At 70.9% G+C, this 13,019-nt stretch carries 9 protein-coding genes; 2 read left to right on the top strand and 7 right to left on the bottom strand.

Features of this window, described 5'->3' with window-relative positions; genetic code table 11:
- Positions 1-116 precede the first annotated feature (116 nt).
- Positions 117-2,336 (bottom strand): NADP-dependent isocitrate dehydrogenase, encoded by a 2,220-nt coding sequence (locus tag LMI96_RS06465; RefSeq protein WP_228360893.1) that lies wholly within the window; start codon positions 2,334-2,336, stop codon positions 117-119.
- 172 nt (positions 2,337-2,508) lie between these two features.
- Here LMI96_RS06465 and LMI96_RS06470 point away from each other — a divergent pair, with 172 nt between their 5' ends.
- Positions 2,509-2,961 carry an N-acetyltransferase gene (locus LMI96_RS06470; protein WP_223721813.1) on the top strand — a complete coding sequence of 151 codons (453 nt, stop codon included), beginning with the start codon at positions 2,509-2,511 and terminating at the stop codon, positions 2,959-2,961.
- Positions 2,962-2,976: 15 nt separating this feature from the next.
- Here the strand turns inward: LMI96_RS06470 and LMI96_RS06475 are convergent, their stop codons facing one another.
- The 5 genes from LMI96_RS06475 to LMI96_RS06495 form a co-directional block, all read right to left on the bottom strand.
- Positions 2,977-3,789, bottom strand: a complete 813-nt coding sequence (locus LMI96_RS06475) for a lytic murein transglycosylase (protein ID WP_228360894.1) — start codon at positions 3,787-3,789, stop codon at positions 2,977-2,979.
- Between the two features lie 44 nt (positions 3,790-3,833).
- Positions 3,834-5,645: an ABC transporter ATP-binding protein gene (locus LMI96_RS06480; protein WP_228360895.1), complete on the bottom strand. Its 1,812-nt coding sequence runs from the start codon at positions 5,643-5,645 to the stop codon at positions 3,834-3,836.
- Entirely contained in the window at positions 5,642-7,450 is a 1,809-nt protein-coding gene (locus LMI96_RS06485; protein ID WP_228360896.1) for an ABC transporter ATP-binding protein, read from the bottom strand. Before LMI96_RS06485 ends, LMI96_RS06480 begins: the two co-directional genes overlap by 4 nt.
- 185 nt (positions 7,451-7,635) lie before the next feature.
- On the bottom strand, positions 7,636-8,160 hold the full coding sequence (locus LMI96_RS06490) for a methylated-DNA--[protein]-cysteine S-methyltransferase (RefSeq protein ID WP_228360897.1): 525 nt from the start codon (positions 8,158-8,160) through the stop codon (positions 7,636-7,638).
- Complete coding sequence (locus LMI96_RS06495; RefSeq protein WP_228360898.1) at positions 8,157-9,755, bottom strand: AlkA N-terminal domain-containing protein; 1,599 nt, start codon at positions 9,753-9,755, stop codon at positions 8,157-8,159. Before LMI96_RS06495 ends, LMI96_RS06490 begins: the two co-directional genes overlap by 4 nt.
- Before the next feature lie 131 nt (positions 9,756-9,886).
- On the opposite strand from LMI96_RS06495, the gene LMI96_RS06500 reads away from it, so the two are divergent.
- Entirely contained in the window at positions 9,887-11,335 is a 1,449-nt protein-coding gene (locus LMI96_RS06500; RefSeq protein ID WP_228360899.1) for an NAD(P)/FAD-dependent oxidoreductase, read from the top strand.
- Between the two features lie 61 nt (positions 11,336-11,396).
- On the opposite strand, the gene purH is transcribed toward LMI96_RS06500, so the two are convergent.
- Positions 11,397-13,004: a bifunctional phosphoribosylaminoimidazolecarboxamide formyltransferase/IMP cyclohydrolase gene (purH, locus tag LMI96_RS06505; RefSeq protein WP_223721806.1), complete on the bottom strand. Its 1,608-nt coding sequence runs from the start codon at positions 13,002-13,004 to the stop codon at positions 11,397-11,399.
- Positions 13,005-13,019 lie beyond the last annotated feature (15 nt).

Below are 13,019 nucleotides of genomic sequence, written 5' to 3' on the forward strand. Positions count from 1 at the left end.
TATGTTGGTTGCGGCGGGCCCCCCCCCGCCCCCGGGGGCCCCCCCCCCCCCCCCCCCCCCCCCCCCGGGGGGGGGGGGGGGGGCCCCCCCCCCCCCCCCCCCGTCGTTTCCGGTGATCAGCCGATCGCGTCGATGATCCCGTTCAGCGTGGCCGACGGCCGCATGATGGCCGTCACGAGCTCGGCGTCGGGGTGGTAGTAGCCGCCGATCTCGACGGGCGCGCCCTGCACCGCCACGAGTTCCGCGACGATCGTGTCTTCGTTCGCCGTGAGCTTCTCAGCAAGAGGAGCGAAGGCCGACGCGAGCTCGGCGTCCGCGGTCTGGGCGGCGAGTTCCCGCACCCAGTACAGGGCGAGGTAGAAGTGGCTGCCGCGGTTGTCGATCGTGCCGAGCGCGCGGCCGGGCGACTTGTCGTTCTCGAGGAACGTGCCGGTCGCCGCATCCAGCGTGTCGGCGAGCACCTTCGCCTTCGCGTTGCCGGTGAAAGTCGCGTAGTGCTCGAGCGAGGCCGCCAGGGCGAAGAACTCCCCCAGCGAGTCCCAGCGGAGGTAGTCCTCCGACAACAGCTGCTGCACGTGCTTGGGGGCGGAGCCGCCCGCGCCGGTCTCGAACAGTCCGCCGCCCGCGAGAAGAGGAACGATCGAGAGCATCTTGGCGCTCGTGCCGACCTCGAGGATCGGGAACAGATCGGTCAGGTAGTCGCGGAGGACGTTGCCGGTGACCGACACGGTGTCTTCGCCGCGCCGCATCCGCTCCAGCGAGAACAGGGTCGCCTCGGCGGGAGGCAGGATCTCGAGCTGGAGACCGTCGGTGTCGTGGTCGGCGAGGTAGCGCGTGACCTTCGCGATGAGCTGCGCGTCGTGCGCGCGGGTCTCGTCGAGCCAGAACACGGCCGGAACGCCCGTGGCGCGCGCTCGGGTCACCGCGAGCTTCACCCAGTCCCGCACCGCGATGTCCTTCGTCTGCGTCGCCCGCCAGATGTCGCCCTTCTCGACGTGGTGCTCGAGCACGACATCGCCGGCGGACGTGCGCACCTGCACGACGCCGGGAGCGGCGATCTCGAAGGTCTTGTCGTGGCTGCCGTACTCCTCGGCCGCCTGCGCCATGAGGCCCACGTTCGACACGGAACCGATCGTCGCCGGGTCCAGCGGACCGTTCGCGATCACGTCGTCGATGACCGCCTGGTAGACACCGGCGTACGAGGAGTCGGGGATCACGGCGAGGGTGTCGTCCTCGCCGCCGTCGACGCCCCACAGCTTTCCGCCGTTGCGGACGAGGGCCGGCATCGAGGCATCCACGATGACGTCGGAGGGGACGTGCAGGTTGGTGGTGCCCTTGTCGGAGTTGACGTACGACAGCCGCGGACCGTTCGCGAGGTCGGCGGTGATCGCCGCGGCGATCTCTTCGCCCTGCTCGATCGACGAGAGCCCGGCGAGGATCGAGCCGAGTCCGTTGTCGGGGGTGAGGCCCGCTGCGGCGAGCACCTCGCCGTACTTCGCGAACACGTCGGCGAAGTACGCCTCGACCACGTGTCCGAAGATGATCGGGTCGCTGACCTTCATCATCGTCGCCTTCAGGTGCACCGAGTAGAGCACGTCGTCGGCCTTCGCTGCCTCGAGCGTCTCGGCGAGGAACGCGTCGAGCGCTGCGGCCGAGAGGAACGTGGCGTCGACGATCTCGCCGGGGAGCACCTTGATGCCCGACTTCAGTTCGGTGACGGTGCCGTCGGCCGCGACGTGCTGGATGGCGAGCACGTCGTCGTCGTCACTGACCCACGAGGTCTCGTTCGAGCGGAAGTCGTCGTGGCCGAGGGTCGCGACCCGCGTCTTCGAACCCGCCGGGAACGGCTTGTTGCGGTGCGGGTGGTTGCGCGCGTAGTTCTTCACCGACAGCGGCGCACGGCGATCGCTGTTGCCCTCGCGCAGCACCGGGTTCACGGCGGAGCCCTTGATGCGGTCGTAACGCGCGCGGATGTTGCTCTCATCGAGCGAGGACGGCTCGTCGGGGTAGTTCGGCACGTCGTAACCCTGCGCCTGGAGCTCCGCGATCGCGGCCTTCAGCTGCGGGATGGATGCCGAGATGTTCGGCAGCTTGATGATGTTGGCCTCGGGAAGGGTCGCGAGACCGCCGAGCTCGGCGAGCGAGTCGCCGACGAGCTGCTCGGGCGTCAGGCGCTGCGGGAACGCGGCGAGAATGCGTCCGGCGAGCGAGATGTCGCGCGTTTCGATGTGCACACCCGCTTGCCCGGCGACCGCCTGGACGATGGGTAGGAACGAGGCGGTGGCGAGCGCCGGAGCCTCATCGGTGTGCGTGTAGATGATGGTCGAATCAGGCACGTGTCGTCTCTCCGTCAAGCGATCAGGGGTGTGCGTTCAGCCTACCCCACGGCCGAAAACTATCTCGACGTCAAGATAGTTTTCCGCCTCTGTCGGCGCGCGCGAACGCGGCGCGCGGTAATGCACGGTCCGATCCCTTCGGGGAGGGAGCCGTGCGCGCTAGCCTGTGGGTATGACGGAACTGCGCCTCGAAGAGCTCTCCGCCGCGACGATCGTCGCCGTGAACACGCTGTCCCTCAAGCCCGGGCAGGAACAGTTCCTCGCCCCGGTCAGTTACGGAGTCGCGGCCACCGTGGTCGACCCGCGCACCACCTGGCAGCGCGTCGTGCTCGACGGCGACGAGGTCGTGGGCTTCGTGAGCGCGAACCTGGATGCGGACTCATCGAACGAGCATTTCCGCTCCGTCCTCTGGCGCATCAACGTCGACGCGGACGAACAGCGCCGCGGCGTCGGACGATTCGCCGTCGACAGCCTGATCTCCGAGGCGCGCGAGCGCGGCATGGACCATGTCGACGTCATCTACGAAGCCGGCGAAGAGGGTCCGGAGATGTTCTTCCGGAGCGTCGGGTTCGAGCCGTTCGATGAGACCGAGTTCGGCGAGATCGTCGCCCGCATCCGGATCTGATCCTGCCGCCGGGATTCAGCCGGACGCCCCGTACTGCTGCGCGACACGAGCCACATCGTCGACGTAGACGTCGAGATGGTTGTAGCTGAACACCGCGGCGCGCCATCCGCCGACCGTCGTCATCTCACCCGACGCGCACAGGTAGCGCGCCGCCGCGAGGGCCGCGTCGTCGATCTGATTCGGATCCGCCGCGCCGTCGCCGTTCCCGTCGTCGCCCCAGGTGCTCCACGTGGCGGGGATGAACTGGAGCGGTCCGACCGCGCGATCCCAGACCGCATCCCCGTCCCACGCTCCCCCGTCGGTGTCGGGGATCGCCGCGACCCCGCGGCCGTCCAGCGCCGCGCCGCGGATCGTCGGGGTCGAGTACCCATCGGCCCCGAGCACCGCACCGCCGTGCCGACCGTGATCGGATTCGATCGCCGCGATCCCGGCGATCGTGTTCCACCCGATTCCGCATCCGGGCTGTTCGGCATCGATCACGAGATCGGCGCGCACGTAGGCCGCGAGCGCGCGCACCGGGATCCCCGTGCGCGCGGCCGTCGCCTCGACCCACCCGGCATCCGGCGCGACGACGACCGAGACGCTCTCCACCGTGGCGGCAGCTCCCGCCGCGGCCTCCCCCGCCGGTAACGCCTCCGCCACCGGCGCGACGGCAGCCGACACGACCGGCACGGCGGCCGGAGCCGCGCCCGGGCCCACGTCTGTCGGACGAACGAGCACCGCCCCGGCCACGCACAGCGCCGTCACGATCACGAGCCCACCCGCCACGCGCGACCACCGGAGCCCACCGCGCGCGGCGACGGTCGGAGGCGGATGCGGCAGGGGCACGCGCGCGACGCTACGCCGCCCGGTTGAACGGGCGGTGACGCACCTCAGACCAGCGAGGCCCGCCAGGCCGCGTGTAACTGGGCGAACTTACCGGTTCCGGCGATGAGGGTGGCCGGGGTGTCGTCCTCGATGATGCGACCGTGCTCCATGACGAGCACCCGGTCGGCGATCGCGACGGTCGACAACCGGTGGGCGATGATGATGGCCGTGCGGTCGGCGAGCAGGGTCTGCAGCGCCTCCTGGATGAGCCGCTCGCTCGGGATGTCGAGCGACGCGGTCGCCTCGTCGAGGATCAGCACGGCCGGATCGGCGAGGAAGGCGCGGGCGAACGAGATCAGCTGACGCTGCCCCGCCGACACCCGGCCGCCGCGCTTGTTCACGTCGGTGTCGTACCCGTCGGGCAGCGCCTCGATGAATTGCTCGGCGCCGACAGCCCGCGCCGCCCGCTGGATCTCCTCGAAGGTGGCGTCGGGTTTGCCGAGCGCGATGTTGTCGGCGACCGTTCCGCTGAACAGGTACGCCTCCTGCGTCACCATGACGATCGCGCGCCGCAGATCCTTCGGATGCAGTTCCCGAAGGTCCACGCCATCGAGCGTCACGCGCCCCGCGGTCGGGTCGTAGAAGCGCGACACCAGCTTCGCGAGCGTCGTCTTCCCCGCGCCCGTGGTGCCCACGAGGGCGATGGTCTGCCCCGCGGGAACGTCGAGTGAGAAGCCCGGCAGAACGACCCGGCCGTCGCCGTACCCGAACTCGACATCGTCGAACCCGATGGCGCCGCGGGCCGAACGCAGGTCGACCGGCGTCACCGGATCGGGCACCGACGGCTCCTCCTCCAGCACGCCCGACACCTTCTCGAGCGCGGCGGCGGCGGACTGGTACGAGTTCAGGAACATCGCCACTTCCTGCAGCGGCGAGAAGAAGTTGCGCACGTACAGCACCGCGGCCAGCAGCACACCGACCTCCAGCTCGCCGCTCGAGACACGGAGCCCGCCCCACAGGATCACGAGCGCGAGCGTCGCCGCCGAGATCGCCATGAGGGCCGGCTCGAACGTGCCGAACAGCTTGATCGAGCGCATGTTCACATCACGGTACTGACCCGACAGCTCGCCGAAGGCCTCGTCGTTGCGCGGCTCCTTGCGGAACGCCTTCACCGCGCGGATGCCGGTCATGCTCTCGACGAACTGCACGATGACCTTCGCGCTCACGACCCGCGACTCGCGGTACACGACCTGGGACCGCCGGTAGAACCACCGCATGAGCAGCCACAGCGGCACGCCCATGATCACGAGGACGGCGCCGCTCTCCCAGTCGAGCAGAAGCAGCGCGACGAGGGTGAACCCGCCGTAGAGCACACCCGAGACGAGTTCGTTCAGCCCGCCGTCGAGCAGTTCGCGGATGGTGTCGAGGTCGCTCGTCTGGCGCGAGATGATGCGGCCCGAGGTGTACGACTCGTGGAACTCGAGGCTGAGTCGCTGCGTGTGCCGGAAGATGCGCGTGCGGAGGTCCATCATGACCGCCTGGGTGAGCCGCGCGGCGACGACCACGTACCAGCCGATGAGCCCCGCCCCGCCGATGGCGGACACGAGGTACACGGCGAACACGCCGATCGCCGGCATCCAGTCCATCCGGTCGATCACCCCGGGAAGCGCCGTGTCGATGCCGTAGGCGATGAGTGCCGGGCCGATCACACGGAGCGCCGTCGAGACGACGAGCACGAGCGCCGCGAGGATCAGATGCCCGCGCAGCGGTGTCACGAGCGAGCCGAGCAGGCGCAGCGACCGGCGCCGGATGTGGCGGCTCTCTTCACGCGTGTAGTCGGAGCGGTCTTCTCCGCCGGTTCCGGTGACGGTCGTCATGACGCGACTCCTTCGTGGGCTGCATCCGCGTCATCGCTGTCGAGACTGGAGATGACGTAGCGGTAGTGGTCCGAGGTGCGCATGAGCTCGGAATGCGTGCCGACCGCGGTGACCCGGCCGTGCTCCATGAGCGCGACGCGGTCGGCGAGCGCGACCGTCGAGGGGCGGTGGGCGATGATGAGCGCGGTGGTCTCGGCGAGCACGCGACGAAGCGCCTCTTCCACGAGCGCCTCGGTGTCGACATCGAGGGCCGACAGCGGGTCGTCGAGCACCAGCACGGCCGGGCGCGCCGCGACCGCACGGGCGAGGGCGAGGCGCTGGCGCTGGCCGCCGGAGAGGCTCAGGCCCTCCTCGCCGATGACGGTGTCGACGCCACGGGGAAGCTCGTCGACGAAGCCGGCCTGCGCGATCGTGAGCGCCTCGCGCATCACCCGCTCGCCCTCCGGCGAGGTCGGATCGAGGTCGTCCCGACCGAGCAGCACGTTCTCGCGGACGCTCGCGGAGAAGAGCGTCGCGTCCTCGAACGCCATCGCCACATGGGTGCGGAGCTCTTCGAGGGTCAGGTCGCGGACGTCGACGCCGTCGAGCGTGACCCGACCGCCCGTCACGTCGTAGAGCCGCGCGGGGAGCGTCGTGAGGGTGGTCTTGCCGGAACCCGTGAGACCGACGAGAGCCATCGTCTCGCCCGGCTCGAGCGCGAGGTCGACCCCGTCTAGGAGGTCGCGCTGCGTCTCGGGCGCATCCTGATAGCGGAAGTGCGCGTCCTCGAACACGAGTCGCCCGCGCGCCGTCGGGATCGTCTTCGGCGCGGCCGGATCGACGATCGTGTTCTCCTCGTCGAACACCTCGTAGATACGGTCGGTGGCCGTGCGGGCGTCGAGCATGAAGGAGAAGAGGAAGCCGATGGATTCCATCGGCCACCGCAGCACGGTCGCCATCGCGAAGAAGGCGAACAGCTGCGCGACCGAGAGCTCACCGAGGCTGGCGAGCACGATGCCGGCGCCCAAGCAGAACGCGAAGGCGATCTCCGGCAGCAGCACGAGCCAGAACCAGATCTGCCCGATCGCCCGAGCCTTGCGGAGCTCGGTCTGACGCAGCGTCTCGGCCTGACGGGTGAACTTCGCCAGCGCGTGCCCGCCCCGACCGAAGGCCTTCAGCACGCGGATGCCGTGCACGCTCTCCTCGACCGAGGTCGCCAGATCGCCGGCCTGGTCCTGACTCTGCCGGGCGAGCGTGCCGTACTGCTTCTCGAAGTGGAAGCCGGCGTACCAGAGCGGCGCGGAGAAGATCAGGAAGATCACACCGAGCAGCCAGTGCCACTGGAACAGCAGCACGGTGCCGATGGCGATCGTGAGCACGTTGACGACCAGCAGGATGAGGCCGAACGCGAGCCAGCGGCGGATGAGGCTGATGTCCTGCATCATGCGACTCAGCAGCTGTCCGGACTGCCAGCGGTCGTGGAACGAGACCGGGAGACGCTGCAGCCGTCGGTAGAACCCGGTGCGCAGCTCGTACTCGATGTGCGTCGAGGGCGCGAGCACGAACCAGCGCCGCGCCCACACGAGGATCGCCTCCGCCAATCCCAGGGCGAGGACCGCGATCGCGCCCCACAGGATCTGGCCGGGGTCGCCCGAAGCGATCGGGCCGCCGACGACGCCCTCGAGGACGAGGGGGATCATGAGCGCGACGATGCTGGCCGCCAGGGCGCTGACCGCGCCGAGGATGAGCCGCGGGAGCACGGGGCGCGCGAACGGAAGCAACCGCGCGAGGGCGCGCGGAGTGGAGAGCGTGGAAGAGGGTGTCATGGTTCCTGGGGGGGGGTGCGTGGCGCAGGTCCGGAGCCCCGCGATCGGCGGGGCGCATGCGGAGGGAGAGCAGCCCTCCAGAATATGCCTGTGGATTCGCTGGATGCAACACGCGCGAGCGCCACACCCTTCCCGGGACGGTGCTCGCCGCGCTCAGACCGTCCGCCGCACGACGCCCTCGCCGCTCAAGTCGTCCGCGGAAAGACGAGCTCGCCGCGCTCGCCGCGCTCGCGGTCGAGAAGGCTGCGCTTGACGTCGAGCCCCCAGGCGAAGCCGCCGAGCGCTCCCCCGGTGCGAAGCACGCGGTGGCACGGCACGAACAGCGCGGGTGCGTTCCGGGCGCAGATGGATGCGGCCGCCCGCACCGCCCGCGGAGAGCCCAGGGCGATCGCGAACTCCGTGTAGGTGAGCGGCGCGCCGGGCGCGATGCTCCGCAGCGCGCGCCACCCGGCGAGCTGACCGACCGTGCCGACCTGGTGCACCGCGACGTCGTCGATCGCCGTCACGTCGCCCGCGTAGTAGGCGCGCACGGCCTCCATGGCCTCGACCGTGCCGTCCCGGGCCTCCGCGGGCCGCGCCGCCGCGCGCAGCCGGCCGAGGACGACCTCACGATCGGCCGTCCACCCCGACGCGAGCACGCGCTGGCGGTCGTCGACGAGCGCGGTGAAGGGCCCGTCGGGGGTGTCGATGGTCTCGATGAGGGCGGTCATGGCGTCTCCTGGGTGGGGGTGGTCGCGAGTCGTCGGACCGCTGGGGCAAATGTGAACTTGTGGGACGGATGTGGCGCATCGGCGGCGTCCGGTCCGACGACTGCGGTCCTCTTCCGCGCCGCCGGGCGAGGGGCCGCCGCCCCTGGCGCCGCGGCGGCGCGCCACAGGTGCGCCGTGAGGTAACTCCGCCAGGGTGCTCCGCGCTCGGCCCAGGCCGCGATGCCCCGGGGGTCGGCGGGGAGGCCGAGCCGCGCGCCGCCGGCACGGACGGCCACGTCGCCCGGGAGGAAGACGTCGGGGTCCCCCGTCACCCGCATCCGCACGTAGTCCGCGGTCCACGGCCCGATGCCCGGCATCGCCAGCAGTCGCGCGCGCTGCTCCTGTGCATCGTCGCCCGCGTCGAGGGTCAGGGTTCCGTCGGCGAGCGCGGCGGCGGCGCCCGTGATCGCGCGGATGCGGGCACCCGGCCCGCGGAGCACGTCCGCGCCGTGCGCCGCGATCGCGGCCATCGTCGGGAACAGCCGGTCCGTGCCGGCGTGCGCGGGTACCCGCTCGCCGAGCGCATCCGTCAGCGCGTTCAACGCGGTGCGCGCGGCGGCGACCGTGATCTGCTGCCCGACCATCGCGCGGATCAGCATCTCGTGCGGATCGGCGGCGCCGGGCACGCGGATCCCGGGCACGGCGCGCACGTGGGCGGCGAGTTCCGGGTGGCGGGCGAGTGCGTCATCGACCGCGGTCGGGTCGGCATCCAGGTCGAACAGCCGGCGCACGCGCGTGAGCAGCTGGGGCAGGTCCGACAGGCGCGTCAGCCGCGTCCGCAGCCGCAGGGCGTCGGGCGTGCGGCGCACCTCGAACCACGCGGTGCCGCTCGCGAGGCGGAGGGTGCGGGCGAAGGAGTCGGGGGTGGCCGTCTCGGTGCCCGCGACGGCGCGGACGTCCATCCAGCCGAAGACACCGTCGAGGTCGATCGGCCCCCGGTGCGCGAGCACCAGCTCGATCGTGCCGGACTCGGCGTGATGTTCGCCGCGACGCCGCGCGCGGAGGGCGAGCGGGGTCATCCCGAAGACCTCGCGCACCGTCTCGTTGAACTGGCGGATGCTGGCGAAGCCCGCCGAGAAGGCGACCTCGGAGGCGGGCAGGTCGGTGCCGACGAGCAGCATCCGTGCCGTGTGCGCGCGGTGGGCGCGGGCGAGGGCGAGGGGCCCCGCCCCCAGTTCCGCGGTGAGCACGCGCGTGAGATGCCGCGACGAGTATCCGAGCCGCTGCGCGAGGCCGGGAACCCCGTCGCGTTCGACGACTCCGTCGGCGATGAGCCGCATCGCCCGGCCGGCGACGTCGGCGCGGAGGTCCCACTCCGGCGAACCCGGTGCAGCCTCCGGAAGACAGCGCTTGCACGCGCGGTACCCCGCTTCGTGGGCGGCTGCGCTGGTCGGGTAGAACGTGACGTTCGCGGGCAGCGGGGTGCGGGCCGGGCAGCTCGGACGGCAGTAGATACCGGTCGTGCGAACGGCGGTCACGAACTGGCCGTCGAACCGCGCATCGCGCGAATGGATGGCGCGATAGCGTTCGTCGAACGACAGTGCGGCGAGGGGCATGCACTCAGCCTGACACGCGCCGGCGCCACCCGCTCGCGGTTTTCGGACACGGCAGCGCGGCACGCCGGGGGCCGTCCCGCGGGGTCCGCAAGCCCTCGCGCCCGGTGACCGGAACGAGATAGCGTCGCGGCATGACCGACGCCGCATCCGGAGCATCCGCCACCCGCACGTACGACCTGATTGTGATCGGGGCGGGCCCGGTGGGCGAGAACGTCGCCGATCGCGCGGTGCAACGCGGACTCACGGCGGTCATCGTCGAGAGCGAACTGGTCGGCGGCGAATGTTCGTACTGGGCGTGCATGCCCTCGAAAGCGCTCCTGCGAGCGGGCTCGGCACTTCGCGCCGCGCGGGCCGTCGACGGAGCGAAGCAAGCGGTCACCGGAGACGTCGACGTCGCCGGTGTGCTGCGACGCCGCGACACCCTGACGCACTCGTGGAACGACTCCTCGCAGGTGGAGTGGCTGCAGGGCGCCGGGATCGATCTCGTGCGCGGTCACGGGCGGATCGTCGGCGAGAAGCGGGTGAGCGTCGCCTCGGCAGATGGCGGCGTGACCGAGCTCATCGCCCGCCACGCGGTCGCGGTCTGCACCGGCAGTTCCGCTCTGCTGCCCGACACCCCCGGACTCGCCGAGATCTCGCCGTGGACCAGTCGCGAGGCGACCAGCGCCGAGCAGGTGCCGGAGAGTCTCGCCATCATCGGCGGCGGAGTAGTGGCGGCCGAGATGGCGAACGCGTACAGCGACCTCGGCGCGTCGGTGACGCTCGTCGTACGCGGGTCGCTGCTCGGCGGGATGGAGCCGTTCGCCGGCACGCTCGTCGGTGACGCGCTGCGCGAGCGCGGGGTCACGCTGCTCCTCGGCGCCGAGGTCACCGAGGCGCGTCGTGAGGGAGACACGGCCGAACTGACACTCTCGAGCGGCGAGACCGTGCGCGCCGCGGAAGTGCTCGTCGCGACGGGTCGCCTCCCGCGCACCGACGATCTCGGGCTCGAGAGCATCGGGCTGGAGCCGGGCACCTGGCTCGAGGTCGACGACACGATGCGCGTGCACGGCTCGGACTGGCTGTACGCCGTCGGTGACGTCAACCACCGCGCTCTCCTCACCCACCAGGGCAAGTACCAGGCGCGCGCCGCGGGCGACGTCATCGCCGCACGAGCCACCGGCGGCACGGTCGACGACGCGCCCTGGGGCACGCACGTCGCGACGGCTGACCACGACAGCGTGCCGCAGGTCACCTTCACCGACCCCGAGGTCGCCTCGGTCGGCCTCACGGAAGCGGCCGCGCAGAAGGCCGGGCGCCGCATCCGCACGCTCGATTACGACCTCTCCTGGGTCGCCGGCGCCTCCACGTTCAGCGATGACTACGTCGGCACCGCGCGCGCGATCGTCGACGAGGACCGCCAGGTACTGATCGGCGTCACGTTCGTGGGGTCCGAGGTCGCCGAACTGCTGCATGCCGCCACAATCGCGATCGTCGGCGAAGTGCCGATCGCCCGACTCTGGCACGCCGTGCCCGCCTATCCCACGCTCAGCGAAGTGTGGCTCCGCTTTCTCGAGACCTACGGGCGGCCGGCCGCCTGAGAACGAAGAACCGGGTCGGAGCACGCGCTCCGACCAGGTTCTTCACACGCGCCCGCGGTGCTCAGTGGTAGAAGTGCCGCTCGCCGGTGAAGAACATTGTGACGCCGTGCTCGCGGGCGAGCGCGATGGTCTCCTCATCGCGCACGGATCCGCCGGGCTGGATGATCGCCGAGATGCCCGCGTCGACGAGCACCTGCGGGCCGTCCGAGAACGGGAAGAAGGCGTCGGATGCGGCCACCGACCCGCGCGCGCGGTCGCCGGCGCGTTCGACCGCGAGGCGGCAGGAGTCGACCCGGTTGACCTGTCCCATCCCGATGCCGACGGTGGCGGAGTTCTGGGCGAGCACGATCGCGTTCGACTTCACCGCGCGGCACGCCTTCCACGCGAAGATCAGGTTGGTCATGTCTTCGTCGGCCGGGCGTTCGCCGGCCACGAGTTCCCAGTTCTTCGCGACCGACTCGATGTCGTCGGGGAAGCGGTCGGCATCCTGCAGCAACAGACCGCCCGAGACGAGGCGCACATCGAACCGCTCCTGCTGCCAGTCGGCGGGCAGCTGCAGCACGCGCAGGTTCTTCTTCAGCCGGAAGAGTTCGAGGGCCTCGGGCTCGAAGTCCGGCGCGACGATGACCTCGGTGAAGATGTCGCGCAGGTTCTCCGCCATCTTCAGCGTGACGGTGCGGTTCGCGGCGATGACGCCGCCGAAGGCCGACACCGGGTCGCACTCGTGGGCACGCAGGTGCGCGCTCGCGATCGGGTCGAGAGCGTTCGGCGCGCTCACCGCGATGCCGCAGGGGTTCGCGTGCTTGATGATGGCGACCGCGGGCTGGACCATGTCGAACGCGGCGCGCAACGCCGCATCCGCGTCGACGTAGTTGTTGTACGACATCTCTTTGCCCTGCAACTGGGTGGCCTGGGCGATGCCGTGGCCGCCGCTGCGGGTGTAGATCGCGGCGCGCTGGTGCGAGTTCTCGCCGTAGCGCAGCGTCTCGAGGCGCTCGGCCCCGATCGTGAGGTGCGCGGGCAGTTCGGAGTCGCCGTTGAGCGTGCCCTCGGCGAACCAGGTCGCCACCGCCCGGTCGTAGCCCGCGGTGTGCGCGAAGGCGCGCGCGGCGAGTTCCTTCCGCTGCGCGAGCGTCGTGCCACCCGCCGCGATCGACTCGATGATCGCCGGGTAGGACTCCGGCGAGACCACGATCGCGACGTTCGCGTAGTTCTTCGCCGACGCACGCACCATCGCGGGGCCGCCGATGTCGATCTGCTCGACGACCGCGTCGCCCTCGGCGCCGGATGCCACGGTTTCCACGAACGGGTAGAGGTTCACCACGACGAGCTCGAACGCCGCGATGCCGAGCTCGCCGAGCTGGTGCTCGTGGCTTTCCAGACGCAGATCCGCGAGGAGGCCCGCGTGCACCCCGGGGTGCAGCGTCTTCACCCGACCATCGAGCGACTCGGGGAACCCCGTGACCGCCGAAACATCCGTGACCGCGAACCCGGCGTCGCGGATCGTCGAGGCCGTGGACCCCGTGGAGACGATCTCGACACCGGCGGCGGACAGGCTCTCGGCCAGCGTCAACAGGTCGGTCTTGTCGCTCACCGAAACGAGTGCGCGGCGCACCGGGACGGTGTCGCGGTGACGGTAAAGGGACGGATCGTGGCTGGGCCCGGCCATGGGACTCCTCGGTGG

The organism is Microbacterium sp. cx-59 (assembly GCF_020805625.1).
Taxonomy (GTDB): domain Bacteria; phylum Actinomycetota; class Actinomycetes; order Actinomycetales; family Microbacteriaceae; genus Microbacterium.